This window comes from Gemmatimonadaceae bacterium (assembly GCA_020852815.1).
In the GTDB taxonomy this organism is placed as follows: Bacteria; Gemmatimonadota; Gemmatimonadetes; order Gemmatimonadales; family Gemmatimonadaceae; genus SCN-70-22.
This window is the reverse complement of the sequence record JADZAN010000036.1, coordinates 113,472-140,133: the sequence shown is the minus strand read 5'-3', so window position 1 is coordinate 140,133 and position 26,662 is coordinate 113,472. Positions and strand designations below refer to the sequence as shown.

Here is a 26,662-nt window from a genome sequence, read left to right as displayed (position 1 = left end):
TTGACGCTCGGTCTGCTCACCGGCGTCGGTCTCTTTGCGGCGACGGCTATCCTCTTGCTTCGTGGCGGCCTCAACGTCGGGGCCCATCTTGGACTGCTTGGCGTCTACTTCCCCGGGTACACCGTCTCGTGGCCGGGGGCGGTCATCGGGTTTGTCTACGCGTTCGTGGTCGGCTACGTCGTTGGGCGGACCGTGGCGACCGTGTACAACCGGATGAGTCCGTCCTGACGGTCGCTGGCATCGCTCGACAACCGGCTGCCGATCGCGCACCACGTCGCTCGATGCGCGTCTCTGCACGCACTGCTGCTGTCGGAGCAGTCCGCGCGCGCCTGCGGCGCACTTTCGTGCACTTCTGTCGCTGCGAGCCCCGCGTGGTGGCAACGGAGCGCTCGGCCCGGCATGCTAGACTCGAAATCATGGCGTTGAAGACCGCGGAGGTGCGCGCGTGAATCCCGTTTCCCGCCTTGCGCGCCACGCCCGGTTGACGAGCTATTCCTACCGGGACATGCCGAGCCCGCCCTTCCTGGTGTTGTTCATCAACAGCATCTGCAACATGAAGTGCGAACACTGTTTCTACTGGACCGCCCTCAACAAGCGCGACGACCTCTCGGTCGAGGAGATCTTCGCCCTCTCGGACTCGCTGGGGCACATCGAGAACCTCAACCTCTCCGGCGGCGAGCCGTTCCTTCGCAAGGAGTTCGCCGACATCGTGCGGAAGTTCATCCGCACCAACGGCGTCAAGCAGGTCTACGTTCCGAGCAACGGCTTCTTCACCGAGCGCTGCATCGCGGCGATCCGTGAAGTGCTCAAGGAGCCGGCGCTCGACCTCTTTGCCGTGGAGCTCTCCCTGGACGGGATGCCCGAGTTCCACGACAAGTTCCGCGGCGCGAAGCACGCCTTCCGCAAGGCGATGGAGACGTACGACGCCCTGGTCGAGCTGCAGAAGGAGGATTCGCGTCTGCGCATCCACTCCATCTCGACGGCGACCGACGTCAACATGGATGAGATCCGTCAGTTGACGACGTATCTCTACGAGCGCTGCCCGGACATGGAGCACCACAACCTGGCCATCATTCGCGGCGACCGGAAGAATCCCACGCTGCGCGGACCGAGCCTCAAGCAGTACGAGGATCTCTACGAGTACATCCAGCGTCTCTGGGCGCCGCGCGAGGAAGGGCGCATGGGTTCGCTCGTGGAACCGATGCTCCAGTGGGCCAAGGTCGAGACGGTGAAGCAGGAGCGCCAGGTGGTGCCGTGCAAGGCGGGGCGCATCTCCGGCGTGGTCTACGCCAACGGTGACGTTGGCGTTTGCGAGATTCACAAGCCGATCGGCAACCTGCGCAACAAGACATTCCCCGAGATCTGGAACTCCCCCGAGGCGCGCCAGCTGCGCTCGCAGATCGAGCGCAAGGAGTGCTACTGCACGACCGAGGTCTTCATGTGGTCGAGCATCGTGTACCAGCCGGTGCCGCTGATGCAGGCGCTCGTGAAGGGGAAGGTCTGGCGCAAGCCGCTCCCGTTACACCCGTCGGAGCGGGCGAGTGTGTCGCTCGCCGATGGTCCACAGCCCGGCAGCGCATCGCCAGCGGGAGACGACGAGGCGGTGCCGAGCGCCTAAACGGCCGTAGCCGGTCCGCGATCGTTGGTGTGCGCACGCCCCCGCCCACGCGGGGGCGTCGTGCTTCCGTGCGCTCGAGGCCCGGGAAAAACGAAAGCGGCGCCGTTCCCGAGGGAAGGCGCCGCCTCGTTATGCTGGAGGGCAGCTCACGCCGGGCGGTGTTGGCCTGGTTACCAGCCGCGGAACCTCAGCAGGACCGACGGCACCGTCTTGAACATCACCGCGAGATCGAGCCACATGTCCTGCGTCCGGATGTACTCGAGGTCCCAACGGACCTTTCCGCGCACGTCGTCGAGGTTCTGGTCGTAGTGCTGGTTGATCTGCGCCAGCCCGGTAAGGCCGGGCTTCACGCGGTGGCGCATCTTGTACTCCGGGATCATCTCGCGAAGGCGCGCCACGATGCTCGGACGCTCGGGGCGCGGGCCCACGATGTTCATGTCGCCCCGCATGATGTTCCAGAGCTGAGGCAGCTCGTCCAGCCGGAACTGCCGGAGGAACTTCCCGAGCCGCGTGACGCGCGGATCGTTCTCCTGCGCCCATACCGCTCCCGAGAATCGCTCGGCGTCCACGCGCATCGTGCGGAACTTGAAGATCGTGAAGACCTGGCCGCCGAGGTCCTCGGCGCGTCGGTCGCGCAGCGCGAGCGTGTCGCGCCAGCGTCGATCGAGTCCCACGCGTGCCTGTGCGTAGATGATCGGGCCGCGGGAGGTGAGGCGGATCGCGATGGCGATGAGCACCATCACGGGCGACACGAGCAAGAGGGCCAGTCCCGCGATCGAGAAGTTCATGAGGCGATTGAGGCGCTCCGAACGCTCGTTCGGAATCACCTCGATCACATCGTCACGCCGTGCCTGCGCGGCCGCCGTCACCGAGCGCGGGCGCTCGACGGTCGTGGTGACGTCCCGACCTTCCTTCAATCGGCCGGCACGGCGAGGCGGTGGCGTGGTATGACGCACCGGGCGGTCACCGGCGGACTGCGGCTCTGACAACTCTATCATTTATCGACTCGAACCTGACATCCATCGAGGTGGTGGTTTGCGAACTGCTAGTTGTTTCGGGCGATGAGCCGAACGATCCAGAAGAGCGGCGCGACCACGGCCATTACCCGCACCAGGCCCTGCCCCCTGGAACCCGGCGCCGCGCTGACGGGCATGTAGATCTCGTCGCCATCGCGCAGCGCGAGATCCCCCACCGTACGACCCTGACGTACGGCGTCCTGAAATTCCTTCTTGTTGATAATGACCTTGCCGGAGCGCTTGACCTCTGTCTCGTCGAACTTGGCGCTGGGTCCGAATCCTCCCGACGTCATGATGACGTCGGTGATGGCCTGGTCGGTCGGGAACGTCTGGAACCCGTTCTGCGCGATACCACCGGTCAGCGTGAGGCGGACCATGCCCTGCGCGGTCACCTGGGGAGTCTTGAGGTACTTGCCCAACTCCGCTGTGAGGTGCGTCCCCAATTCGGAGTCCAGAACTCCGGCAAGCGAGATATCGGGGATGTTCGGCAGTGAAAGCCGGCGATCTCCCTTGACCGTAAAGGTGTCGGTGAGCGCCGAGTCTCCGACGACGATCAGGTAGATCCGATCGCCGGGGAGGAAGTCGCCATTCCGGAGGCGCTGGCGGATGCCGGCCGCCTCGGCGATGAGGCGTTCCCGGGTCTTGGAGTCTGGCGTGACGAGCGCCGCCTGCTCGGTGGCCTTGGCGGCCTGTTCGAGCTCCGTCCGCTTGGCCTGGCGCCGCCCCTCGCCCAGTGAGCTCTGCGCCGACACCCCCGCTGGGGCGCCGAGCGTCAGGACGGTCGCAACGATGGCCAAGGCCGCGACGAAGCCGGAGCGGCAGGTCATCACAGCACGATTCAAGGAAGTTGGGAATCTCATACGCAGAACACCAATCTGCACCCTTCGTGCTAACGAGGAATCAAAAGGCCCCGCGGGAGCTCAGTTCGGCCACCTTGTGTAGCGCCAACCCCGCAGCGCACCCGCTGGCAACGACTTGGGCGGGGGCCCCACGCGGAGCGACGGTGTTGCGCGGGGGAGCCAGTCGGCCGTCCCCGACGTTCGGGTACCAATTGAGCTGCCGCCCGATGGACGATCCAGCGACGGCGAGCGTTCCATTCTCACCAGAATACAGATTCTGGAAAGGCGCTGGCTGACAGAAGATACAGCGTCGAGACGCCGGCGTTGGGTCGGGAGCGACGCCCGACGGCCGCGAAATGCTGCGTACGTCTTCCGCGAACGTTGCGGGGCGCTCCGGAATGTGGCGCCACCGCATCAGTCGACACGCCCTCGGGGTTGGTCATTGCACGGTCTTACGTGGGTAATGCGCGGAATCGGCCCCCTGACGCTCCCGCACGACTCCTGCATCTATGCCCGATCCAGCCTACCGGGCCTGCGGGATGACCTCCTGTGCCCCGTTCAGGGCCCAATCTGCAGTCTCCTCAATGGCAAAGCCTCGCCCCGACGAATCTCCGCCGCCGCTCGTGCTCCTGGCCAACGACCAGGAGTGGTCTGCGCGCTCGCTGGAGACGGTGTTGGGAGCACAGGGTTTTGCCTCCGCGCGCGCCTACACCGGGCGGCAGGCGCTGGAGCTTGCGCGCCGCCTCTCTCCCGATGTGGTGATCGCCGACGTCGGCATGCCCGACATTTCCGGAATCGAGATCTGCCAGCGGCTCCGCGAGGACGCCGAGTTTCCGCGCTCCACGCCAATCATTGTCACGACCGCGGGTCCGGCGTCGCGGGCCCAGCGACTCGAGGCGTATCGCGCCGGGGCGTGGGAGTTCCTCAGCCAGCCCATCGACGCCGAGGCGCTGCTGCTCAAGCTCGAGCTGTTCGTGCGCGCGCGACGCGAAATCGACAAGTCGCGCGAAGCGTCGCTGATCGATGATGGGACCGGGCTCTACAATGTGCGCGGCCTCGCCCGGCGTGCGCGCGAGATTGGCGCGGATGCGAGCCGGCGCCACACGCCGTTGGCGTGTGTGGCGGTGGGGTCGGTGGTGGAGGAAAATGGCGAGGCGTCCAACGAGCTCGATGTGCGCCTTGCCGAGCATGTCTCGGAGGTGTTCAGGCGCACCGCCCGCTCGTCCGACGCCATTGGCCGCCTGGGGCGGGGCGAGTTTGCGGTCATCGCGCCATCGATGGACCAGGGTGGGGCGCTCAGGTTCGTTGACCGACTGAAACGCGAACTCGAGTCATCGCCGGCGACGGTGGACGGAGTTCCCCGGCGTCTCAAGGTGCGCGCGGGGTATTGCGCCGTTGCCGACTTCGCGCAGTCGTCGTTCGACGCGGTCGAGCTCCTCCTGCGCGCGGCGAGCGCGTTGCGTCAGGCGCGAGGCCCCGACGCCGTCGACGGTGCGCGCGCGCACGACCTGCTCGAGGTCCCCATCGTTCCGTAGCGGTTGCCGGACAGGCGGTCGCGGGCGGCGTGTCGAGTCCACGCCGCCCGCGCGCGTTTCGAGGGGTGGGCGCGTCATGCGCGGCGCCGGTGCCATCCACGGCGAAGCGCCGGCGACGCGAGCGTCACCGGCGCTTCCTGAAGTACACGTCGCGCGTTGGCGCGAGGGCCATGCGCCTGCATCTGCGCGCGCCAGGTGCAGCGCGCGCGCCTGCTATCCGCGCTTGGACCCGCCCGCGCCCAGGAGGGCGGTATTGGCGTGCTCGGGCCCCTCGATGCCGTGATACCCCTCGAGGTAGTAGTAGTACTTGAACTGCGGCATCACGCCGATGTCGTTCAGGATTGCGCCGATAATGCGGACGGGCATGCGATCGAGGACGGTGAGCTTGGCTTGGGCGAGCTTGCGATCGGTTTCGCCGGCCCGCAGGACCACGAGCATCGATCCGGTCGCGGCGCCCAGCGCGAAGGCATCGATGCCGGCGCCCAACGGGGCGCTGTCGACGATGATGGCGTCGAAGCGTGCGCGCAGCTCGTCCAGGAACTCGCGCATGCGTTCCGATGCCAGAAGCTCGGGGCCGTGCTTGCGGCGCTTGCCGCAGGGCACGACGAAGAGGTTGGCATGGTGCTGCGTGGGGCGCACCACCTGCTCGAGCGTTGCCTCGCCGGAGAGATAGTCGATGAGCCCCGGTGCCTGATCCATCTCGCCAAATACGGTGTGCAACTCTCCCCGACGGATGTCGCCGTCGACGATCACCGTCCGGAAGCCCGAGTCGGCGAGCGCCGACGACAGGTTGGCGCTCGTGAACGACTTGCCATCGCCCGGCCCCGGGGAGGAGATCGTCAGCTGCACCGGGCCGATGCCCTCGAAGGCGTGGCGCACGGACAGCGCGATGCTGCGGAACGCCTCGACGAGTTGCGTGGCCTCCTCGAGTCGGGCCGCCGGGCGGCGGGTGTTCCGGTACGTCGGGATCGCGCCAACGATATCGAGCCCCAACTCGTTGGTCGCCTGGTCCGGATAGCGGAAGCGACGATCCAGGCGGTCGAGCAGGAGCGCCAGCGCGAGACCGGCGCCGATGCTCGCCAGGACGGCCATGATGAAGATGCTCGTCGTGGTGTCGCTGGTCGGGAAGCGCGGCGCCACGGCCGTATCGAGGACGTTGAGATCTCGTGTCACCGAGCGCTCGGCGAGACGCGCGCCAACCGCACGCTGCGCCAGGTCGGCGTACATCGAGGCAGCAATGTCGACTTCGCGCTTGAGCTGCATCTCCTGGATCGTACGCGCGGGGATCTTCTTCATCTCCACCGATGCGCCATCGACTCGGCGTTGCATCTCGCTCTCGCGCGACGAGAGCTCGACCAGTGACGAGTTCACCAGCTGCGGAATCGTCTGCGTCTCGAGGCGCTCCACCGTGGACTGCGCATCCTTCACGAACGGGTGCGCTTCGGTGTACGTCAGCTGCAGCTTGCGAAGCGTGGCCTGCGCCAGCGCGAGGTCGTTGAGCGCGGTGCCCAGTTGCGGATTGTTGCCCATCAGCGCCGGGAAGCCGCGCAGCGTCTCGATCGAGACGCGCCCCCCGTTGTTCTTCGCGTCGGTGATGACACGCTGGAGCGCCTCGCGATCGCGGCGCGCCGATTCAAGCTGGGACTTGTCGGAAAAGTAGGACTGGAACACCGGGTTCATCGCGGAGCTGATTCCCGGCGTCGCGATGACGTTCTCGCTCGGCTGCGTGATCGTGTTGACCTTGAACGACTCGTACGCGGCCTGCGCCGCATTCAGCTGTGCTGCGGCGCCTCGCAGGTGCTCTTCCACCGTCTCCGAGGTGACTTCGAGATTGAGCCGCTTGAGCCGGTCGGCTTCCGCCGTGAAGTCACGCACGGTCTGGTTGACCGCCGCGGCGATGAACTTCGGATCCTCGCCCGTGAGCTGCACGCGCATGAGGTTCGAGTTGAGCGGCAGGATGACCGTCAGGTTCCTCGCCAGCCCGATGGCTGCCTCGCGGTACGACACCACGGAGAACTCGAGGCGCTTGGTGCCGGCGAGTTGCTCGGCCGTCGGCTGCCACACGAAGCCGGCCGTGCGCCCAATCGTATCGCCTACCGTCCCCGTCTCCATGACGTGCGCCTGCGAGGCGGGGTCGGCCGGGATGAACTTGAGTGTGTAGTTCGCTCCGTCGACGTCGAGCCGGTAGGCGCCGGCCTGGAGCGTGTCCGTCGGCACGAGGGTGCGCAGCACGGCGAGGTCCTTTTTCGCCGTCGGCTTCACCTGCATGCCGAGGTTGGCGGCGACCCGGTCGAGCACCTGGAAGGAGCGCACGAGCTCGATCCACGCCGCCTCCGACTGCGACGCTCCCGGTGCAGCCACGATCCCCTTGCCGTTGGGGCCCTGTTGCACCCAGACCTTGGCTTCGGTGAAGTACATCGGGTCGGTCACGCGGGTGAGGAAGAAGCCCGCGACGGTCCCGACGCTGATGATCACGAGGATCAGCCACTTGTATCGCTTGATCGCCGCGAGGGATCGCGCGATCTGGTCGCCGATTCCGCCCCCCGCACTGGGTGGCGCCGCCGGAGGTCCCCCCCACTGCGCGAGGGGCGGGGCGTAGCCATCCGGGCGTGTCGCCGCGGCATGAGCTGACGAGGGAACGAGGTTGCCGGACATGTCTGCGTGGTCAGCGTGTGGTAACGACAAGCAGTAGACGACTATACCGCAAAAAAGGGCGCAAGTGTGCTTCGCGCCGCGCGCTCGTGGGCGCGTCGGCGCCTTCTAACGCAAATCCGGGCCCAAAGCGGCTCGGACGTGACGGACGGGGCCGGCGGGCGTCATGAGACAGAATGTCTGTGGATGTGACCCAACACGCATGTTGTTTGTGATAAACATTGGGTGTTGCTCCTACGCCAGACTGTAGCTTGACCTCTGCACTTCTCAATCGTATTTAGCGCGGTGACACACTGCAGCGGTTGTGCTGCGGAGACGCTACTACAGTCTACGGCCTGCCGATGCTCCAGTTCCGTGAAGCTCGGCACGGCGGCGGCGATCGCCTCGCCTGGCCCCTGCCTCCCAGGCGATCCCCCTCGGTTCTGACCCCAACGGTTCCATTCGATGGCCACTGGCGCTGCAGTGCGCGATGGTGAACGAGGCCCGACGACGGAAGGTGAGTCGCGCGACCCGCTCTCCATCTCCCCGGAAGTTAAGGCCAACCTGAGCCTCCTGATTGTGGACGACGACCGGACCCTTCGTGAAGGGTGCGCGTCGGTCCTCCAGATGGATGGGTTCAACGTCACGACGCTCGGTCGGGGCGACGAAGCCATCGACCTGGTCAAGCGTCGCCGGTTCGACATCGTGCTGGTGGACCTCTACATGACCCCCGTCTCGGGGATGGAGATCCTCAAGGCGACGCTCGAGGCGTCGAAGGACACCATCGTGGTGGTGATGACGGGGAATCCCAGCGTCACCACCAGCATCGAGGCGCTTCGGGCCGGGGCTTGGGACTACCTCCCCAAGCCGTTCTCAGCCACCCACCTGCAGGTCCTGGTGGGACGGGCGTCGCACGCGGTCATGGTCGCACGGGAGACGCGCGACCTCCGGGTCCAGCTCTCGAAGCAGAGCGGGAACTCGGACAAGCTCACCCTGCTCGGCGTCTCGCCGGCCTTCCGGAAGGCGGTGGAGCTGGCCCGCAAGGTTGCCAGCACCGATGCGTCGGTGATGATCATGGGGGAGAGCGGGACGGGAAAGGAGGTCATCTCCCAGTTCATCCACGCGCACTCGCGGCGCGCCTCGCGCCAGCTGGTGCCCATCAACTGCGCCGCCCTTCCCGAGGGGCTGCTGGAGTCCGAACTGTTCGGGCACCGGAAAGGGGCCTTCACGGGCGCCGACCGCGACAAGCCCGGGCTGCTGGAGATCGCCAACGGCGGGACGCTATTCCTGGACGAGCTGACGGAGATGTCGCTCCCGCTGCAGGCCAAGCTGCTCCGCGTGATCCAGGACGGCGTGGTGCGCCGCGTGGGAAGCGAGAAGGAGGATGCGGTCGTCGACGTCCGCTTTCTCTCGGCGACCAATCGTGTCCCGCAGGAGTGTGTGGCCAAGGGAACGCTGCGCGAGGACCTGCTCTATCGGCTGCGGGTGGTCCCCATCCAGATCCCGCCGCTGCGCAAGCGCCCGGAGGACATCCCGCTGCTCGCCAACCACTTCCTGACGCACTACTGGGAGCGGCACCGCGGGGCGGGAGAGGCGCAGCCGCGCCTCTCCGAGTCGGCGATCGAGTTCCTGCGCTCGCGCCCGTGGCGCGGGAACGTCCGCGAGCTGCAAAACGTGATCGAGCAGCTGGCGGTGCTCACCGAACCCGGGCACCTGGTGCTGCCCGACGATGTCCCGATCTACGACGACGTAGGGAGCGAGCCCTCGCAGGGTGGCTTCCCGCCGAACGTGATGAACGAGCCCTTCCACGTGGCGAAGGACAAGCTCATCGCGCACTTCGAGAAGGAGTACCTGGGGCAGCTCATCGCCCGCGCCGGTTCCAACATGAGCAAGGCGGCGCGCCTGGCCAACATCGACCGGACGACGCTCTACCGATTGATGGAGAAGCACGGCTTCCGTCGCGATGACATTGGCGCCCCGCTCGACGAGTGAATGGGCTCCGCACCATGGCACGGCGCGCGGTGACGACCCCAGCGGGGAACCGCGGTAAGGGGCGCGGCAGGGGCGCCAAGCCACCGTCCGCGGAGGCACCGTCCGTCGCCGCGTCGGATGCGGAGGCCAGCGGGATTCCCGGCGCCACATGGCGCGCGCTGACCTCCGCGGCGGCTAACGTTGCGGCGACGTGGGAACCGGCCGAGCATGCGGCGGCGTCGACAGTGGATGTCCGCGCCGCGCTGGCCGTCATCCTGGAGGCGGTACGACAGCACGTCGCTCATGGTAGCGGCTCGATGGGTCGACTCCCGGCATACGTGCCGGTGCGTCGCCTGCTCGAGCTGCTGCGGCGCTCCTTCCTGGAGCAGGCCGAATCGCCCGACGTGCGCGCCGAGTCGCTGGAGGTCGTGCAGGTGTTGCGTGCGCTCGAACGCGTGCAGGAAGCGCTCGACATCGATGCGTCGCATCGCTTCCTGGCGCGCCTCACGGGCAACGACGCGCAACAGCTTGTTGTCGAGATGGCGCACGACATGCGCTCGCCACTTGGCTCGATCCTGATCCTGGCCGAGCGCCTGCGGGCGGGGGCCGGTGGCGAGTTGGCGCCAATCCAGCAGCGGCAGCTGGGGTTGATCTACAGCGCCGCGTTCGGCCTGAGTGCTCTGGCGGGCGACGTGATCGAACTGGCGCGCGGCGGCACGACGCTGATGGACCAGCAGCCCATCGCCTTCTCCGTGTCGGACGTGTTGCAGTCGATCCTCGACATCCTGCGCCCGATGGCGGAGGAGAAGCGGCTCGCCGTGCGTTGCACGGGCCCCACGGCGGATGTGCGCATCGGACATCCTGCGGCGCTCAACCGCGTCCTGCTCAACCTGGCCACCAACGCGATCAAGTTCACCAACACCGGGGCGGTGGAGGTGTCGTGCAGTGAACTGGATCGCACGCGCGTGGAGTTCTCGGTGCGCGACACCGGCCGTGGCATTCCGCAGCATGTCATGACCAACCTGTTCGAGGCGTTTCGCCAGCGGCAGGTACCGGGTGACTACGCCTTCTCGAGCGCCGGGTTGGGGCTGTCGATCTGTCAGAAGCTGGTGGGGGCGATGGGTGGCGCGCTGGGGGTGGAGACGGAGTTGGAGAAGGGGACGCGCTTTCACTTCACCCTCGAGCTGCCGCAGCCGTCGCGCATGTAGGGTCGCGCCCGCCGGGCGCGCGGTGGCCGTCCACGGGATGGTCGGTGGTGTCTGGACGGACGTGGGTGTGGCGCGCAGCTTTGGGCGTTCCGTTGTCCCTTCCATACCTGTCGAGAGGGCCGCATGACCGACCGTCGGGCTTTCATGTCGTCGATGATGCGCGCCGGGATCGCGCTGCCAACGCTTAGGGGATCGGCGTTCGCGACGATGTTCCGCGCCGAGGACCTGGTGCGAGGCAAGACGGCCGTGGCCGCGGCCGAGGACGAGGCCTACTGGTCGCAGATCCAGATGGCGTTCGACGACGACCGGACCCTGGTCAACCTGAACAACGGTGGGGTGAGCCCGGCGCCGACGCATGTCATGGACATGATGATCCGGGACCTCAAGTTCTCGAACCAGATCCCGGTCGATCACATGTGGCAGGTGCTGGAGCCGCGTGTGGAGACGGTGCGGCGCGACCTGGCCCGCATGTTCGAGTGCGATCCCGAGGAGATGGCGATCGTCCGCAACGCCTCGGAGGCGAACGAGACGATGATCTTCGGGCTCGACCTCAAGCGGGGCGACGAGGTGATTGTCTCCAACCAGAACTACGGGCGGATGATCACGTCGTGGCAGCAGCGTGAACGGCGCGAGGGGATCGTCCTCAAGCAGGTGTCGTTCAAGGTGCCGCCTCCGTCGGATGACTACATCGTCGACCAGTTCCGCGCCGCGATCACGCCGCGCACCAAGGTCATCGAGGTCACGCACATCACGAACCTCACGGGGCAGATCCTCCCGGTGCGCAAGATCGTGCAGATGGCGCGCGAGAAGGGGATCGAGGTGTTCGTGGATGGGGCGCATGCCTTTGCGCACTTCCCGTTCACGCGCGACGACCTCGACGCCGACTACTACGGCACCTCGCTGCACAAGTGGTTGCACGCCCCGATCGGGACGGGTTTCCTGTACGTCAGGCGCAACCGAATCAGGTCGCTGTGGCCGTTGATGGGTGCGGCGGCGTCGCAGGATGACAACATCCGGAAGTATGAGGAAATCGGGACGCACCCGGCGGCGAACCACAATGCGATCGCGCTGGCGGTCGCGTTCAATCGCGGGATCGGGATGGAACGGAAGGCGGCGCGCCTGCGGTACCTGCGCGATCGCTGGGCCAAGCGGCTGCTGGCGGAAAGCTCGCGCTTCAACGTCCTGACGCCGCTCGACGACCGGCAGTCGTGCGCGATCGCCCTGGCCAACATCGAAGGGATCGACACGCCCAAGCTGCAGCAGTGGTTGTGGCACAAGCACAAGGTGATGACGGTGGCGATCGTGCATCCCGAGTTCCACGGACTGCGCGTGACGCCCAGTATCTACAGCACGCTCGATGAGGTCGACCTGTTCGCGGAGTTGATGATCAAGGCCACGCGCCAGGGGATCGCGGTGTGAGCGGTGCGGGGTGAGCGGTGCGGTGACGTGAACGTGTGGTGTTCCGCGCCCTTCGGCGGCCTGCGGGGAATTGCAGCCGGCGGAGGGCGCTTGCCTCGCCGGGGCACTCGTTCCTCGGCGCCCATGTCGTGAGAGGATGCAGGACGATGTCGGCACGCAAGCGCTCGAAGACGACACAGGGTTCCGCGCGGTCGGCGGTGTCCGGAAAGGCGAGCGCGAAACGAGGCGCAAGCGGGAGCGCGAAGTTGGCAAGGAAGCCGGCCGCGAAACTGGCCGCGAAACTGGCCGCGAAACTGGCCGCGAAGCGCGCCGAGAAGCCCGCCGCCAAATCGGCCGTCAAGCCAGCCGCGAAGCGCACGGGGAGTGCGGCGCCGGTGCCGGCACCGCTGGCACCGCGCTTTCACCGGTTCGCGCTTCCGCGAAGCGACGATGGCGTTCGCTACTGGCTGTTCAAGACCGAACCCGAGGTGTTCTCGTTCGATGACCTGATGCGTGCCCCGGCGCGCACCACGGGCTGGGACGGGGTGCGCAACTTCCAGGTGCGCAACTTCATGCGCGACCACATGCGCGTGGGGGACCTGGTCTTCATCTACCACTCCAATGCCGAACCTCCCGCCGTGTCGGGGATCGCGCAGGTGGTGAGGATGGCCTATCCCGACCAGACCGCGTTCGAGCCAGACGACGCGCATTTCGATCCCAAGAGCGATCGCTCGGCGCCGACGTGGCTCATGGTCGACGTGCAGGGAGTGCGCGCGGTGGGGCCGGTCACGCTCCCCGCCATGCGAGCGACGCCAGCGCTGGCCACGATGGAGCTGTTGCAGCCGGGAAGCCGCCTGTCGGTTACTCCCCTCACCGTGGAGGAGTGGGCGGGCGTGTTGCGCCTGGCGGGCGAGTAGTCGCGCGAACGGCGGGCTGCGGCGATCCGGCGCGCTCCGCGCTCATCTCTCGCCGCCTGCCGTCAGCTGCAGCGTCCGTAGCTCGCTGCCCGCCGCCCGCTGCCCGCCGCCCGCGCCCCGTGGCGGGCCGCTCTTACCTGGCCCCGGCGAACACCGCGCCCGTTGGTGCCGCGGAGACGGTGTCGCGCCCGGCGTGCTTGGACTGGTAGAGCGCAGAATCGGCTCGCTTGATCCACGCTCCGGCGTCGTCGGAGAAGGCGAGTTCGGCAACTCCGATCGAAAGCGTGAGCTGCGGCGACGTTGCCGCGTCACTTCCTGCCGCCGCCGCACCAGCGGCAGCCGCGCCCGCCGAGCCGGCGGCGCCGTTCGGGACGTCGAGCGGCCGCAGCTCTTGCACTTGACGGCGAAGCCGTTCCGCCAGGAGCTGCGCGTTGCCAAGGGCCGTCTCCTGCAGAATGACCGCAAACTCGTCGCCGCCGTATCGGCACACGAAGTCGACGCGGCGCAGGAAGGTCTTCGACAGGACGTTGGCGACCTGCTTGAGCGCGGTGTCGCCGGCGGGGTGGCCGAACTGGTCGTTGATCCCCTTGAAGTTGTCGACGTCGATCATCATCAGCGACGCCGGCTGTCCGAGGAGCGAGTGCAGCTCGATGCTGCGCGTGATGTACTCGTCGAACGCCTTGCGGTTGGCGAGTCCGGTGAGCGGGTCGAGCGCGCTCTCGCGCCGCGCGTCCTCGAGTTCGCGCCCGAGGTTCTTGAGCTTGTCGGCGAGCACCGCGAACTGTTGCCGCTGCCGCTCCTTGCGATGTTGCAGTAGTTGCTCCATCACCGACACCACGGCCAGCGCCTCGCGCTTGATCAGGTCCGTGGAGTTGCTCTCGACGGCCACGCGCATGCGCCCCAGGTGGTCGCCGGCAATGCGCGACTCCTCGTGCTCCTCCACCACGGCCTGGTGAATGGCCGCCACGAATGCCCAAACGACGGAACGCATGTCGTCGAGCGCACGATTGACGTACTTGCTCTCGTCGCGGCGCGTCTCGCCAATGAACTGCTGCAGCCCCTTCCAGTCGCGGTAGAAGACGCCCGCCGACGGCCGGTCGTTGGTGTGGTCCGGGCGCGGCGCGCCCATGGTGGCGTGCAGCATCCAGGCATGCACCAAGCGCCGGATGTCGTCCCCGTCCTTGAAGTCGGTGTCGAAGGCATACTTGCCATACGTCTGCAGCATCGCGCCGAGCGCGTCGAGCACGATCCCGGTTTCCCTGGAGATCTGCTTGTTGTCCTCCGGCGGCTCCTCAGGTGGAGGCGGAGCGGGCGTTGCCGCGGCGTTCCCTTTGCGCGATGACTTGCCGCCGAAGAAGGACAACACGCTCATGACGAATGATGGCGATGGCGCAGCAGGTGGACGATGACGACGACTTCGATGCGACGGATCCGGCGCTTGCCGGCGGGACCCGACGTCATGAGTATCGGCTCATGTCTCCAGAATCCGCACAACCCGTCAGGTGAATGCCCTTCATTCGTCCCGCCAGCTGCGCGGCGCGCACGGCCACCACGTTCGTCAGTCGACGGGCGCGATTGGTCCGGTGTGCGCGCCGTCACCAGCACTCACGAGAGTCGGCCGTAGAGGAGCCATATCCCGCTGGCGAGGCCGATGGCAATGATGAGCTGCCGGACCCGCTCCTGCGGCACCCGTTGGGCGAGTCGCGACCCGCCGTACCCGCCGAGTGCGGCACCAAGGGCCATGGCGATGGCGACCGGCCAGTCGACCAGACCGCTGACGACAAAGGTCAGCGCCGCCATCAGGTTGATGCACAGCCCTCCCCAATTCTTGAGCCCGTTCATCCGGTGGATGTTCGTGAAGCCCATGAAGCCGAGGGCGGCGAGCATGAGGATCCCGATACCGGCGCCGAAGTAGCCACCGTACACGCCGACCGCGAACTGATAGGCGAGCGCGGAGATTGGCGGAGGGCGACGCGCGGGGTCGCCCTCCTCGCCGGCGGCGTGCGCGCGAGGCGCGTGCGCGTCCGCCGCGTGCGCGCGCAGCCACCGCATCGCGGGGCGCTGCACGAGGAAGAGCGCGGTGGCGCCGAGGACGAGCCAGGGGACGAGGGCGTCGAACCGATCGGCGGGGGTGACGAGGAGGAGTCGCGCGCCGACGAAGCCGCCGAGCAGTGACGGAACGGCGAATCGGACGGCCCAGCTTCTCGCCCCCTTGAGCTCACCCATGTAGCCCAGCATGCTGCCGACCGCCCCCGGCCAGAGCGCCACGGTGCTGGTGGCGTTGGCGGTGATGGCGGGTACGCCCAACCCGATGAGGGCAGGGAATGTGAGGAGCGTCCCGCCGCCCGCGACGGAGTTGATGGCGCCGCCGGCAGCGGCGGCGACGACGATCAGGGCGAGCCGGAGGAGGTTCGTGTCCGACACGGCGATGTGGCGCTCCTTGGGTGGGGGCTTTGGTTCACGCGCGTGGAGTTTGCGCGCGGCCGGAAGGTGTCCAGCGGTCGTCGACCGCGCGCCGCGACCTGCGATGCCGGCGGCGGGAAGAAAGCTCGGCGCGCGCCGCCCGGCAATGTTGAGCGGTGATGCACTCGACTAGCTTGGATGCACGACCACCACTTTTCGCAGCACCTCAGCGGAGAACCGGGAAATGAGCACGACGGCGACGTCACAGGCGCCACAGCCCAGCACCGATGCCCTCGAGATCCGTGACACACGGACGGGCAAGATGTATACGGTCCCCATCACCGACGGGACCATCCGCACGGCCGATCTGAAGCAGGTCAAGGTCGACGCCGATGACTTCGGCATCATGGGGTACGATCCCGCCTTCATGAACACGGCATCGTGCCGGAGCGCGATCACCTACATCGATGGCGACAAGGGGATCCTGCGCTATCGCGGCTACCCCATCGAGCAGCTGGCGGAGAAGGCGAGCTTCCTCGAGGTGGCGTACCTGCTGCGCAATGGCGAGCTGCCGAAGCAGAAGGAGTACGACCAGTGGGTGCAGGACATCACGTACCACACGTACGTGCACGAGAACATCAAGCGGTTCCTCGAGGGGTTCCGGTACGACGCGCATCCGATGTCGATGATGGTCGCGGGCGTGGCGGCGCTGTCGTCGTTCTATCCCGAGGCGAAGGACATCTTCGACAAGCACCAGCGCGACATCTCGATCATTCGCCTGCTGGCCAAGGTGCCGACCATCGCGGCGTTCGCGTACCGGCACGTGAAGGGGCTCCCCTTCATCTATCCCGACAACGACCTGTCGTACAGCGAGAACTTCCTGTCGATGATCGCGCGGATGTCGGAGCCGAAGTACGAGGCCAACCCGATCTTCGCGAAGGCGATCGAGATCCTGTTCATCCTGCACGCCGATCACGAGCAGAACTGCTCGACGAACGCGGTGCGCGCCGTGGGGTCGTCGCACGTGGATCCGTTCAGCGCGGTCGCGGCGGGCATCTCGGCGCTGTATGGCCCGCTCCACGGCGGGGCGAACGAGCAGGTGCTGCGGATGATCAACGAGATTGGCGACGTGAAGCATGTGCCGGCCTTCGTGGAGAGCGTGAAGGCGGGGAAGGGGCGGCTGATGGGCTTCGGGCACCGCGTGTACAAGAGCTATGACCCGCGTGCCCGCATCGTGAAGAAGCTGGCCGACGAGGTGTTTGCAGCTGTCGGGATGGACAAGGACCTCGAGATCGCGGTGGAGCTGGAGCGCATCGCGCTGTCGGACGAGTACTTCATCTCGCGCAAGCTGTACCCCAACGTCGACTTCTACACGGGGCTGATCTACCGCGCGATGAAGTTCCCCACCGACTACTTCACCGTCCTCTTCGCCATTCCTCGCCTCTCGGGGTGGTTGGCGCAGTGGGAGGAGATGCTGCTGGACAAGGAGCAGAAGATCGCGCGCCCGCGGCAGATCTACACCGGCTACGACGAGCGTCCGTACGCGCCGTCGCTGGACTATTCCAGGAAGCACGACAAGACGATCTCGCTGCTGTAGCAGCGGTTCGCTGCTGTAGCAGCGGTTGATCTCGAACCACGCGTGCCCCCGAGCGCCACGGCGTCCGGGGGCACGCGTCGTTAGGGCGTCCGGCGGCGTTCAGCGGCGTCCGGCGGCGTTCAGCGGCGTTCAGCGGCGCTCGGCGGCGCCAGGCCCGTCTGCGCCGCGGGAAGGCGTCGCCGTCGAGCCAGAGGCCGGTCTTCCGGTCGGTTGGGTCGGCGATGAGGATATGCGATTCGACGCAACGTCGTTGTGGGAGCTTTGGAGTCGCGGTCCCTCGACGTGACGCGCGCCTCGCCCGCGGTGGCGCGGGTGGGCTACCGGGCCGGATGTTCGTCGCGCGGGACGCGGTCGGCCGCGCGGGTGCGGCAGAGCGTCGCCACCGGGCAGCGACCGCAGGCGCGGACGCGTGCCGTGCAGATGACCGCTCCAAGCTCCATGAGCGCCTGGTTGTGCGTCCAGGCGGCGCGGCCGCGGGCGGGAAGGACCGCTTCGGCGATGCGCCATAACTGCGTGAGGTCGCGCGGGCGCTTGGGGTTGCGCCGCGGGGCAAAGACGCGGGAGAGGACGCGCGCCACGTTCGTGTCGACGAGTTCGGCGCGTTGCTCGAAGGCGAACGAGGCGACCGCTCCCGCGGTGTAGGCTCCAACGCCGGGAAGGGTACGGAGTGCCGCCGGTTCGCTGGGGAGTGTGCCGCCGCCATCGCGCGTGACGGTGCGCGCGAGCGCATGCAGGTTGCGCGCGCGCGCGTAGTACCCGAGCCCGGACCATGCGTCGAGTACGTGCTCCCGCGGCGACTCGGCGAGGTGGTGCAGCGTGGGGAAGCGCTCCAGGAAGCGGTGGTAGAAGTCGATGACGTGGGAGACCTGCGTCTGTTGCAGCATGAGCTCGGAGACGAGGATGCGATACGGGTCGCGCGTGCGGCGCCAGGGGAGGTCGCGTCCGTGACGCCTGAACCAGGCGCGCAATCGGCGCGAGAAGTCGCGCGCGACCTCTGTGGAGGGGAGGGGGGCGGCACGCGTGGCGCCTCGTGTCGCCGCTGGACGACTGGTCGTTCGCGGCTGCTTCCGAATCGTCATGGGCGCATAACGTAACCAGGCGCCCCGGCACCTTGGGAGGGGCGGGGCGCCTGGGCGCGTCGATGGTGTCTAGTACTTCGCCACCGTCGGGTCCACGTCGTCGGACCAGCGCAGGATCCCGCCCGCCACGTTCCACACGCGCGTGAATCCCGCGGCTTGCAGCTGGCGAACGGCGGCGGCGCTGCGCACGCCGCTGCGACAGTGGATCACGATGTCGGTCCCCGCGTCGAGCGTCGGGATCGCGTCGGCGAAGCCGCCGAGTGGCACCAGGCGCGCGCCAGGAATCCGGGAGATCGCGTACTCGTGCGGATCGCGCACGTCGATCAGGACGAAGTCATCGCCGCGCTCGAGCTTCGCGGCCAGCTCCCGGGGCGTGATCTCGGGGACGGGCGTCTGTGCCGGCGCCGCACCGATGCCGCAGAACGCATCGTAATCGATGAGAGATTGCAGCTCGCGGGTGCCGCACGCGGGGCACGTGGGGTCCTTGCTGATCTTCACAGTCCGCTGCCGCGCGCCGAGTGCGTCGACCATGGTGAGCCGTCCAATGAGCGGCTCGCCGATGCCGAGAATCAACTTGATCGCCTCGGTTGCCTGCAGCACGCCCACGATGCCGGGGAGGATGCCGAGCACGCCGGCTTCGGCGCAACTGGGGACCGTTCCCGCTGGCGGCGGCTCGCGATAGATGCAGCGATAGCACGGGCCGTCGCTCGTGCAGAAGACGGAGACCTGTCCGTCGAAGCGGTAGATGGAGCCGTAGACGTTGGGCTTTCCCGTGAGGACGCAGGCGTCGTTGACCAGGTAGCGCGTCGGGAAGTTGTCGGTGCCGTCGATGATGACGTCGTTCCGACGGAACAGCTCGAGTGCATTGGCCGCGGTGAGGCGCATCTCGTGCGGTTCCACCGTGACGAAGGGATTCACCTCGCGCAGCCGGTCGGTGGCCGACTGCAGCTTGCTGCGCCCCACATCGCTCGTGCCGTGGAGGATTTGGCGGTGCAGGTTGGTCACGTCGACGCGGTCGAAGTCGACGATACCCAGCGTGCCCACGCCGGCGGCGGCGAGGTAGAGGGCAACGGGAGAGCCAAGCCCTCCCGCGCCGACGATGAGGACGCGGGCCGCCTTGAGCGTCCGCTGCCCATCGAGCCCAACTCCCGGCAGCAGGAAGTGGCGCGAGTAGCGGATCAGTTCGTCGGGCGAAAGTTCAGGAAGGGAATCGCCCACGGGCGCGTGATCGGCGGCGGCGGTGAGGGGACGCGACTCGGAAGGTGACACCCATCGGAACCTATGGCGCGTTGGCGGCGGCGACGAGGGGGTGAACCTCCCGGAGCCTTGAGGCGCGGCGGGGGTGCCGTGCGGTGCTCACGCCGCAATCCTTCCGGCAGTGGCGCCGACCAGGGCGCGGGAGGCGACCAGCAGGTCTCCCAACAACGCGGAAGCGGTGCGTGCGCCGCCCGCCCCCGCACCATACCAGACCAGCGGCCCGGCAAGCGCGCTCTGGACCTCCACCACGTTCACCACGTCCTCCGAGCGCGCCAGGACGTCGCGCGGGTGCAGGATCCGCGGCTCCACACGCAGCTGCAACGCGGCGTCTTCCCACGCCTCGGCCACCAGGCGCACGCGGCTTCCGTGCTCGCGCGCGACGCGCACCACGTCGACGATATTCTCGTTGATCCCCTTGGTCGTGACGTCGTGCACGGTGACCGGGCGGCGCCAGGCGAGCGTGGCGAGGATGGCGAGCTTCGCCGCGGCATCGCGCCCGCTGAGATCCGCCTCCGCATTGGCTTCGGCGTAGCCCAACTCCTGCGCGAGGGTGAGCGCATCGCTGAAGCGCGCGCCGCGCTCGATCTGCGAGAGCATGAAGGTGGTGGTCCCGTTCAGGACGCCGCGAATGTTGTGGATCTCCTCGCCGTCGAGCGAATCGCGCAGGGCGCGCACGATGGGGAGTGCGGCGGCGACGGCGGCCTCGCAGTGCAGGAGCGGATGACGATCCGCGAGGAGCGCGAGGAGCGTTCGATCGGCGGCAATCGCCTGTTTGTTTGCCGAGACGGCCGCCGCGCCGCGCGCAATGGCGCGATGGAGCCACTGCGAGGCGTTCGGTGCGCCGCTGGCCTCGACGACCACGTCGACGCCCTGGTCGAGGGCGAGCCCCTCAGCGTCGTCGTGGACGCGGACGCCGGTAAGCGTGGAGCGGTGGCGGTCGGGGTGCTGGACGGCGACCTGCGTGAGGCGCAGGCGAGCGCCAAGGCGCTGGGTCAGGCGCTCCTGGTTGGCGTCGAGTGCGCTTGCGAAGGCGGAGCCGACGGTGCCGTTGCCAATGAGCCCGACGCGGAGGACGGGAAGTGTCATGGTGCTTCTTCTCCCCCACTCGCCGCGCCTTGACGTCGGGGGGAAAAAAAAAGCCCGACGGCAAAAGCCCCGGACTGAGTGGCTTTTTAGCGAGATGTTTTACGTGGCCGCAATATGCCGTAAATCGCCACGAGCTTCGGTTATGGAGCGCATCCTAGCGCGCCCTCCTCGGGTGCGCAAGTGGGAGTGTCGGCAGGCGCCGGACGCGCTTGAGCGCGACGGTCGCGACGAGCGCGACGGTCGCGACGGCTTCAGGAGACCTTGCGCGTCTTCTTCCGCAGGAAGTCCATGAGGATGTACTGACCCAGCGTCATGGTGTTGGTGAAGTACGCCTTGCCGCGGCAGATCGACGAGACGTGCTTCACGAACTCGACCAGGGCGCGGTCGCGGGCGAGCATGAAGGTGTTGATGACGATCCCCGCGCGGCGGCAGTTGGCGACTTCGCGAATCGTCTCCTGCAGGACGAAGGCGTCGAGGCCCATGGAGTTCTTGTACACCTGGCCGTTCGGCATCGTCAGCGCACTCGGCTTGCCGTCGGTGATCATGACGATTTGTCGCATGTCCTTCTTCTGCGCCATCAGGATGCGGCGCGCGAGCTTGAGACCTTCGGCGGTGTTCGTGTGATAGGGGCCCACCTGCGCGTGGGCGAGCGTGGCGATGGGGATCTCCTCCGCCGAGTCGTGGAAGAGCACCACGCGAATCGTGTCGCCGGGGAACTGCGTGCGGATGAGGTGCGTGAGCGCGAGGGCGACCTTCTTGGCGGGGGTGAAGCGGTCCTCGCCGTACAGGATCATCGAGTGCGAACAGTCGAGCATGAGGACCGTGGCGCACGACGAACGGTACTCCGCCTGCCGCACCATGAGGTCGGGATAGTCGATGTCGAGCGGGGCCTCCAACGATCCCGTGCGGGTGAGCGTGTTCTTGAGCGTCTCGTTGACGTCGAGGTTGAGCGTGTCGCCGAACTCGTACGGCTTGCTCGACGCGTCGGCCTCGATGCCGGTGGCGAGGAAGGGGGTGTCGTGGCTCCCCACGGACGACTTGCCTAACGACCCGAGGATGTGGCGGAGCGCCTTGTAGCCCAGGAAGTCGATCCCCTTGTCGCTCAGGCGGAAGTTGACGTCGCGCGAGGCGGCGCGGGCGAGCCCGCCGGGCCCCTCGATCGCCTCATGCGAGTCGGGGATCTCCGGCGGCGCCTCGAGGTTCAGGAAGCCTTGCTCGATGAGGCGCTTCACGAGGTCGTCGAGCAGCCCGGCGAGCGAGTCCTGCGCGTCCTCGTCGTCGTCGCCGCGGAGCGCCTTGAGCATCTCGGGGGTGAACTGCCCGCTGTCGATCAGCGCCTGCAGGATGGCCTGCTTGAGGGCGTCGAGCGACCGGTCGCCGTCCTCTCCCGTCTCACCCCAGAACGGATGGTACTGCGCGCCCCCCGCAAAGCCCGACTGCAGGAGGAAGTCGGAGAGCTGTTCCAGCAGCGCGTCGAGGTCGATGGCGTCCGCGGCCTCGGGGGAGAACTTGCTGTACGTATGCGAACGCATGACGACCTCGGGAGCAGCGGATCGACCGATGGAGCCGGACGTGCACTCCGTCCCACCAGCATACAACACGAACGGCGGTATCGGCGATCCCTCATCAGGGGTCGGTCGAGTAACTTCTCCTTCTGTGACGCCCCCTCGCCGCTCACTGAACCCGTTCCGGGTCCTGCTCACCCACGCGAACTTCCGTCGCTTCTGGGTGGGGCAGACGCTCTCCCTCATCGGGACCTGGATGCAGTCGATGGCGCAGGGGTGGCTCGCCCTCGAGCTGTCCAACAGCGCGTTCATCGTCGGGCTCGTCGCGTTCAGCGGGTCGCTCCCCATCCTCCTCTTCTCGCTGCACGCGGGCGTCACCGTCGATCGCAGCGACAAGCTGAAGCTGGTGAAGATCGCGCAAAGCCTCCTGCTGGTGGAGGCGGTGCTGCTCTGGTACTTCACCTGGTCCGGGCGGATCAACATCCCGGGGCTGATAGCGCTGGCGCTGCTGGGCGGGGCGATCGGGAGCGTGGAGATTCCGGCGCGTCAGTCGCTGATGATCGACCTCGTGGGGCGCGACGACCTGCGCGACGCGATCGCGCTCAACTCGTCGGGGTTCAACCTGGCCCGCATCTTCGGCCCCGCGGTGGCGGCGGTGATCATCGCCAAGTTCGGGCTCGCCTGGTGCTTCGGCGTCAATGCGCTCAGCTACCTCACCGTCCTCATCGGGCTCTCGCGCATCGCGCTCCCGCCGCACACGCCGGTCGTCCACACGACGTCGCCCATGGAGGGGATCCGGGAAGGGCTCGCCTTCGTGCGGAACGACCATCGCGTGCGCGGCCTCATCGAGGTCATCACCGTCTTCTCGATCCTCGGCAATCCCTACCTCTCGCTCATGCCGGTCATGGCGCGCGACATGTTGGGGCTGGAGGCCGACGGCTACGGCGTGATTCTCTCCGCCGTGGGGATCGGGGGGTTGGCGGGGGCGTTGGTGCTGGCGGCGTCGGCGCCGCGCTCACGCGGTCGGCTGCTCACGCGGACGTCGTTCGCCTTTGGGGCGCTGCTCTTCGCGCTGTCGTTCGTCCGTTCGCCGCACCTGGCGTACGTCGTCCTCCTGGTGACCGGCTTCGTGATGATCATCAACAACGCGCTCGCCAACACGCTCATGCAGTCGATCGTGCCTGACGCGTTCCGCGGCCGGTTGATGGCGATCTACTCCATCATCGTGGTCGGGTTGCCGCAGGTGGTGGGGGCGTTCGGCGGCGGTGTGGTGGCGCGCGTCTTCGGGATCGATGCCGCGATTGGCGGTGCGGCGCTCCTGATGCTGGTCTACGGCTGGTGGGCGTTTCGGCGCTATCCGGAGGTGCGCGAGTTGTAGCGCGGCCGGCCGCGCCTGCTCAGCCGCCATCGAGCAGGCGCCGGGTGGCCTCGAGGAGGTCGTCGACGGCGTAGGGCTTTTGCAGGAAGGCGACGCTCTCCTCGGTGATCCCGCTGCGCGACAGGGCGTCGTTGGTGTAGCCGCTGGTGAACAGGATGCGCGCCTGCGGGCAGATGGCACGCACGCCGTCGGCGAGTTCGGCGCCCCCCATGCGCGGCATCACGACGTCGGTGATGAGGGCGTCGATGGGCGCGGCCAACCCGGCCAGCAGCTGCAACGCCTCCACGCCGTCGTTGGCCACCAGTACGTGGTAGTTGGCCGACCGCAGCGCGCGCGCGGCGATGCGGCGCACCGAATCGTCGTCCTCGACCAGGAGGAGGCGCTCGGTCCCCACGGCGCGCATGTTGGCCGGGCCGCGTGTGCGCTCCAGCGTCCCTTCGTACACCGCCGGGAAGGCGACGCGGAACGTCGTCCCCACGCCGGGGGTGCTCTCGACGTCGATCGTGCCGTCGTTCTGCGTCACGATCCCGTGCACGACCGACAGCCCCAGCCCCGTTCCGCGCCCCACCGCCTTGGTGGTGAAGAACGGCTCGAAGATCTTCGACACGATCTCCGGCGACATCCCCGTGCCGACGTCGGAGACGCGCAGCTCGACGTAGTCTCCCTCGAGGCGCCCCGGGTGGTGCCGCACGTGCTCGGCGTCATGCCGTACCAGCGCCGTCGCAATCTCCAGCGTGCCGCCATGCGGCATGGCATCGCGGGCGTTCACCGCCAGGTTCATCAGGAGCTGGACCACGTGCCCGGGGTCGACCTTGACGTTAGGCACCGACGGGTCCAGCCACGTCATGATCATCACGTCCTCGCCCAGCAACCGCTCGAGCATCCTGTGCGTGTCGCCGATGGCCACGTTCAGGTCGAGCACACGCGGCGCCAGCACTTCCTGGCGGCTGAAGGCGAGCAGCTGGCGGGTGAGCGACGCGGCGCGCTCGGCCGCGTGCTGGATCTCGGTCAGGAGTGCGCCCGAGTCGGACGACATGGTGCGCTCCGATTCCAGCAGCCGCGCGCACCCCATGATGACCGTCAGCGAGTTGTTGAAGTCGTGCGCCACGCCACCGGCCAGTTGCCCGATCGACTCCATCTTCTGCGTCTGGCGCAGCGACTCCTCGAGCGTTCGCCGCTCGGTGATGTCCTCGGCCACGCCGGCAATGCGCGTGACGACGCCCGACTCGTCGCGCACCGGGTAGGCATGGTCGTGGATCCAGCGAATCTCGCCGTCCGGGCGGACGATGCGGTACTCCTCGTCGTACGTCCCTTGCGCCTGCTGCTCGCGCGCCGCGCGCTCGATGCGCTCGCGATCGTCCGGGTGAATGGCCTCCATCCAGAGCGTCGCCGAGTCGCGCAGCGCGTCGAGCGACCGCCCCCAGATCGTCTCGAAGGCAGGGCTGATGTAGAGGACCTCGTTCTTCTCCACATTGGAGAGCCAGAAGACCTCCCGCACGGATTCCGCCAACTGTCGAAAGCGCAGCTCGCTCTGGCGCAGGGCGACCTCGCTCTTGAGCCGTTCCGTCACGTCGCGCACGATGCCGAGGACGCCGGGGCGCCCAAGGTACATCACGGCGCGCGCCCGCAACTCGATGGCCACGCGTCGCGGTTCCCCACGGGTGTGCAGCTCCATCGCGAGCGTGACCGTGCGGTCGTTTCGACCCGCGGTCTGCGCGAGGACGTCCTGCCACGCGCCGCGGTGCTCGGCGGGAATGAGGTCGCTGATCGCCAGCCGCGCCATGTCGGGGACGGTATACCCCAGCATCGAGGCGAACGCCGGATTCACGAAGACGATGGCGCCCTCGTGCACGACGAAAACGCCATCCGAGAGCGAGTCGAGGATGGTGCGGTTCGCCAGCTCGCTGGAGCGCAGCGCCAGCTCGGCACGCTTGCGCGCCGTGCTGTCGCTCGCCTGGATGATGTAGTATTGCAGCTCGCCGTGCGCATCGCGTACGGCGGTGGTGGCGGCGTCGGCGTAGCCGATGGAGCCGTCGGGGAGGTTGAACTCGTCCTCGGTCAACACCGGGCCGTCCTGCGCCGCGGCCTGGCGAAGGCGATCCTGCCAGATGGCGTGCCACTCCGGTCGGTCGCGCCACCCTGGCGCCATCCAGAAGTACTGCCCGACGTAGTCCTCGCGACGCGCGTGTGCGACCTTGAGCGGGAGATCGCTGATCTCGCGCACCCGTCCGTCAGGGTCCAGTACCGACATGTACTGGAACTGCGCGTTGAAGACGTTGTGGAAGAGGAGCTCGCGCTCCGCAAGTTCAAGCGCGTTTCGTCGCTGCTCGGTGATGTCCAGCGAGATGGAGCAGATGTATCCGACGCGTCCGTTCTCGTCGAGCAGCGGGAACTTGTGGGCGTTGTAGAAGCGCTCCACGCCGTCCACGACCACGCGCTCCTCGGCGCGCACCTTCTCGCCAGTAGCAACGACCTGCTGGTCGATCGCGACGATATTACGCGCCGACTCGTCGTCGAAGAGGTCGAACGCCGTCCGGCCGACGATCTCCGCCTCGCTGCGCCCAACGAGCCGCTGCATGTTGGGATTGCCCAGGACGTAGCGCCCCGCGAGGTCCTTCACCGTCAACACCGACGGGCTGAAATCGATAATGGCCGACAGCATCGCCTGGCGACGATTCATCTCGCGGTCCGATGCGACCGCATCGGTGATGTCGGTCGCGACGCCGTACCACGTGACGTTTCCGTCGGCGTCCTTTTCCGGGTGCGAGCTTGCGACGATCCACCGCTCACCCAGCTCCGGGTGCATGAAGCGGAAGCGGTGCGTCCACGTCGTCAGCTCGGCGGCCGACTGCTCGATCGACGCCGAGAAGGCGGCGAGATCATCTGCGTGGACGCGAGCGAAGAACTGTTCGACGGCGCCGTGCAGCGCCCCGGGGACCAGGCCGAAGAAGAAATCCCGGCGCTGCGTGACGAAGGGGAACGAGTAGGCCCCATCACGGGAGCGCCGGAACGCGTAGACCGACCCCGGCAGCAGGTCCGAGACACGCTCGAGAACATCGCCGACGCCGCCCCTCGAATCGGGAGACACTGCCTGCGTCGTCACGCTCGCGTCGTCAGGCGTGGGGACATCGCTCATGTGTTCGGAAGCTTGGCCATACGGTATGGTCAATCGACGCGACGCGTACGAGCCGTGGCGTCGACAGTGATCCGGGCGTTGCGGTTGG

19 protein-coding genes and 1 riboswitch are annotated in these 26,662 nt (G+C 67.5%); of the genes, 9 read left to right on the top strand and 10 right to left on the bottom strand.

Annotated elements, in window-relative coordinates; genetic code table 11:
• A partial coding sequence (locus IT359_18235; protein ID MCC6930936.1) for a hypothetical protein occupies nucleotides 1-228 on the top strand: 228 nt, incomplete at its 5' end.
• 217 nt (nucleotides 229-445) lie between these two features.
• A complete protein-coding gene (locus tag IT359_18230; protein MCC6930935.1) occupies nucleotides 446-1,618 on the top strand; it encodes a radical SAM protein in 1,173 nt (390 codons plus the stop codon).
• A gap of 170 nt (nucleotides 1,619-1,788) precedes the next feature.
• Here IT359_18230 and IT359_18225 read toward each other — a convergent pair whose 3' ends face one another.
• Both IT359_18225 and IT359_18220 read right to left on the bottom strand, forming a co-directional pair.
• On the bottom strand, nucleotides 1,789-2,616 hold the full coding sequence (locus IT359_18225) for a sugar transferase (protein ID MCC6930934.1): 828 nt from the start codon (nucleotides 2,614-2,616) through the stop codon (nucleotides 1,789-1,791).
• 47 nt (nucleotides 2,617-2,663) lie between these two features.
• Nucleotides 2,664-3,464, bottom strand: coding sequence for a polysaccharide biosynthesis/export family protein (locus tag IT359_18220; GenBank protein ID MCC6930933.1), 801 nt, complete (start codon nucleotides 3,462-3,464; stop codon nucleotides 2,664-2,666).
• A gap of 593 nt (nucleotides 3,465-4,057) precedes the next feature.
• Here IT359_18220 and IT359_18215 point away from each other — a divergent pair.
• Nucleotides 4,058-5,008, top strand: coding sequence for a response regulator (locus IT359_18215; protein MCC6930932.1), 951 nt, complete (start codon nucleotides 4,058-4,060; stop codon nucleotides 5,006-5,008).
• A 213-nt stretch (nucleotides 5,009-5,221) separates the two neighbouring features.
• Here IT359_18215 and IT359_18210 read toward each other — a convergent pair whose 3' ends face one another.
• On the bottom strand, nucleotides 5,222-7,663 hold the full coding sequence (locus tag IT359_18210; protein MCC6930931.1) for a polysaccharide biosynthesis tyrosine autokinase: 2,442 nt from the start codon (nucleotides 7,661-7,663) through the stop codon (nucleotides 5,222-5,224).
• 441 nt (nucleotides 7,664-8,104) lie between these two features.
• Here IT359_18210 and IT359_18205 point away from each other — a divergent pair, with 441 nt between their 5' ends.
• From IT359_18205 to IT359_18190, 4 genes are all read left to right on the top strand, one after another.
• The gene (locus IT359_18205) at nucleotides 8,105-9,631 is read left to right on the top strand and encodes a sigma-54-dependent Fis family transcriptional regulator (GenBank protein MCC6930930.1); all 1,527 of its coding nucleotides are present in this window, start codon (nucleotides 8,105-8,107) and stop codon (nucleotides 9,629-9,631) included.
• Between the two features lie 14 nt (nucleotides 9,632-9,645).
• Nucleotides 9,646-10,818 carry a HAMP domain-containing histidine kinase gene (locus IT359_18200; protein MCC6930929.1) on the top strand — a complete coding sequence of 391 codons (1,173 nt, stop codon included), beginning with the start codon at nucleotides 9,646-9,648 and terminating at the stop codon, nucleotides 10,816-10,818.
• Between the two features lie 207 nt (nucleotides 10,819-11,025).
• A complete protein-coding gene (locus IT359_18195; protein MCC6930928.1) occupies nucleotides 11,026-12,237 on the top strand; it encodes an aminotransferase class V-fold PLP-dependent enzyme in 1,212 nt (403 codons plus the stop codon).
• Nucleotides 12,238-12,383: 146 nt separating this feature from the next.
• Nucleotides 12,384-13,133: an EVE domain-containing protein gene (locus tag IT359_18190; protein MCC6930927.1), complete on the top strand. Its 750-nt coding sequence runs from the start codon at nucleotides 12,384-12,386 to the stop codon at nucleotides 13,131-13,133.
• 133 nt (nucleotides 13,134-13,266) lie between these two features.
• On the opposite strand, the gene IT359_18185 is transcribed toward IT359_18190, so the two are convergent.
• Nucleotides 13,267-14,505, bottom strand: coding sequence for a GGDEF domain-containing protein (locus tag IT359_18185; GenBank protein ID MCC6930926.1), 1,239 nt, complete (start codon nucleotides 14,503-14,505; stop codon nucleotides 13,267-13,269).
• 233 nt (nucleotides 14,506-14,738) lie between these two features.
• Nucleotides 14,739-15,557 (bottom strand): sulfite exporter TauE/SafE family protein, encoded by an 819-nt coding sequence (locus IT359_18180; protein ID MCC6930925.1) that lies wholly within the window; start codon nucleotides 15,555-15,557, stop codon nucleotides 14,739-14,741.
• Between the two features lie 223 nt (nucleotides 15,558-15,780).
• Here IT359_18180 and IT359_18175 point away from each other — a divergent pair, with 223 nt between their 5' ends.
• Nucleotides 15,781-17,133: a citrate synthase gene (locus IT359_18175; GenBank protein ID MCC6930924.1), complete on the top strand. Its 1,353-nt coding sequence runs from the start codon at nucleotides 15,781-15,783 to the stop codon at nucleotides 17,131-17,133.
• 317 nt (nucleotides 17,134-17,450) lie between these two features.
• Here IT359_18175 and IT359_18170 read toward each other — a convergent pair whose 3' ends face one another.
• From IT359_18170 to IT359_18155, 4 genes are all read right to left on the bottom strand, one after another.
• Nucleotides 17,451-18,212, bottom strand: coding sequence for an A/G-specific adenine glycosylase (locus tag IT359_18170; protein ID MCC6930923.1), 762 nt, complete (start codon nucleotides 18,210-18,212; stop codon nucleotides 17,451-17,453).
• Between the two features lie 69 nt (nucleotides 18,213-18,281).
• On the bottom strand, nucleotides 18,282-19,430 hold the full coding sequence (gene moeB, locus IT359_18165) for a molybdopterin-synthase adenylyltransferase MoeB (GenBank protein ID MCC6930922.1): 1,149 nt from the start codon (nucleotides 19,428-19,430) through the stop codon (nucleotides 18,282-18,284).
• Nucleotides 19,431-19,568: 138 nt separating this feature from the next.
• The gene (locus IT359_18160; GenBank protein MCC6930921.1) at nucleotides 19,569-20,555 is read right to left on the bottom strand and encodes a homoserine dehydrogenase; all 987 of its coding nucleotides are present in this window, start codon (nucleotides 20,553-20,555) and stop codon (nucleotides 19,569-19,571) included.
• A 66-nt stretch (nucleotides 20,556-20,621) separates the two neighbouring features.
• Nucleotides 20,622-20,696, bottom strand: a riboswitch (SAM riboswitch).
• Between the two features lie 110 nt (nucleotides 20,697-20,806).
• Nucleotides 20,807-22,087, bottom strand: a complete 1,281-nt coding sequence (locus tag IT359_18155) for a VWA domain-containing protein (protein MCC6930920.1) — start codon at nucleotides 22,085-22,087, stop codon at nucleotides 20,807-20,809.
• Nucleotides 22,088-22,211: 124 nt separating this feature from the next.
• Here IT359_18155 and IT359_18150 point away from each other — a divergent pair, with 124 nt between their 5' ends.
• Nucleotides 22,212-23,438, top strand: a complete 1,227-nt coding sequence (locus IT359_18150; protein ID MCC6930919.1) for an MFS transporter — start codon at nucleotides 22,212-22,214, stop codon at nucleotides 23,436-23,438.
• A gap of 19 nt (nucleotides 23,439-23,457) precedes the next feature.
• On the opposite strand, the gene IT359_18145 is transcribed toward IT359_18150, so the two are convergent.
• Entirely contained in the window at nucleotides 23,458-26,574 is a 3,117-nt protein-coding gene (locus tag IT359_18145; GenBank protein MCC6930918.1) for a PAS domain S-box protein, read from the bottom strand.
• Between the last annotated feature and the right edge of the window lie 88 nt (nucleotides 26,575-26,662).

What these genes read in the sequence shown, in the direction of transcription:
- IT359_18175 (MCC6930924.1), top strand. Translation starts at nt 15,781, where the DNA reads ATGAGCACGACGGCGACGTCACAGGCGCCACAGCCCAGCACCGATGCC.
- IT359_18205 (MCC6930930.1), top strand. Translation starts at nt 8,105, where the DNA reads ATGGCCACTGGCGCTGCAGTGCGCGATGGTGAACGAGGCCCGACGACG.
- IT359_18145 (MCC6930918.1), bottom strand. Translation starts at nt 26,574, where the DNA reads ATGAGCGATGTCCCCACGCCTGACGACGCGAGCGTGACGACGCAGGCA.
- IT359_18195 (MCC6930928.1), top strand. Translation starts at nt 11,026, where the DNA reads ATGTTCCGCGCCGAGGACCTGGTGCGAGGCAAGACGGCCGTGGCCGCG.
- IT359_18215 (MCC6930932.1), top strand. Translation starts at nt 4,058, where the DNA reads ATGGCAAAGCCTCGCCCCGACGAATCTCCGCCGCCGCTCGTGCTCCTG.
- IT359_18170 (MCC6930923.1), bottom strand. Translation starts at nt 18,212, where the DNA reads ATGACGATTCGGAAGCAGCCGCGAACGACCAGTCGTCCAGCGGCGACA.
- IT359_18190 (MCC6930927.1), top strand. Translation starts at nt 12,384, where the DNA reads ATGTCGGCACGCAAGCGCTCGAAGACGACACAGGGTTCCGCGCGGTCG.
- IT359_18160 (MCC6930921.1), bottom strand. Translation starts at nt 20,555, where the DNA reads ATGACACTTCCCGTCCTCCGCGTCGGGCTCATTGGCAACGGCACCGTC.
- IT359_18225 (MCC6930934.1), bottom strand. Translation starts at nt 2,616, where the DNA reads ATGATAGAGTTGTCAGAGCCGCAGTCCGCCGGTGACCGCCCGGTGCGT.
- IT359_18185 (MCC6930926.1), bottom strand. Translation starts at nt 14,505, where the DNA reads ATGAGCGTGTTGTCCTTCTTCGGCGGCAAGTCATCGCGCAAAGGGAAC.
- IT359_18155 (MCC6930920.1), bottom strand. Translation starts at nt 22,087, where the DNA reads ATGCGTTCGCATACGTACAGCAAGTTCTCCCCCGAGGCCGCGGACGCC.
- IT359_18200 (MCC6930929.1), top strand. Translation starts at nt 9,646, where the DNA reads ATGGCACGGCGCGCGGTGACGACCCCAGCGGGGAACCGCGGTAAGGGG.
- IT359_18210 (MCC6930931.1), bottom strand. Translation starts at nt 7,663, where the DNA reads ATGTCCGGCAACCTCGTTCCCTCGTCAGCTCATGCCGCGGCGACACGC.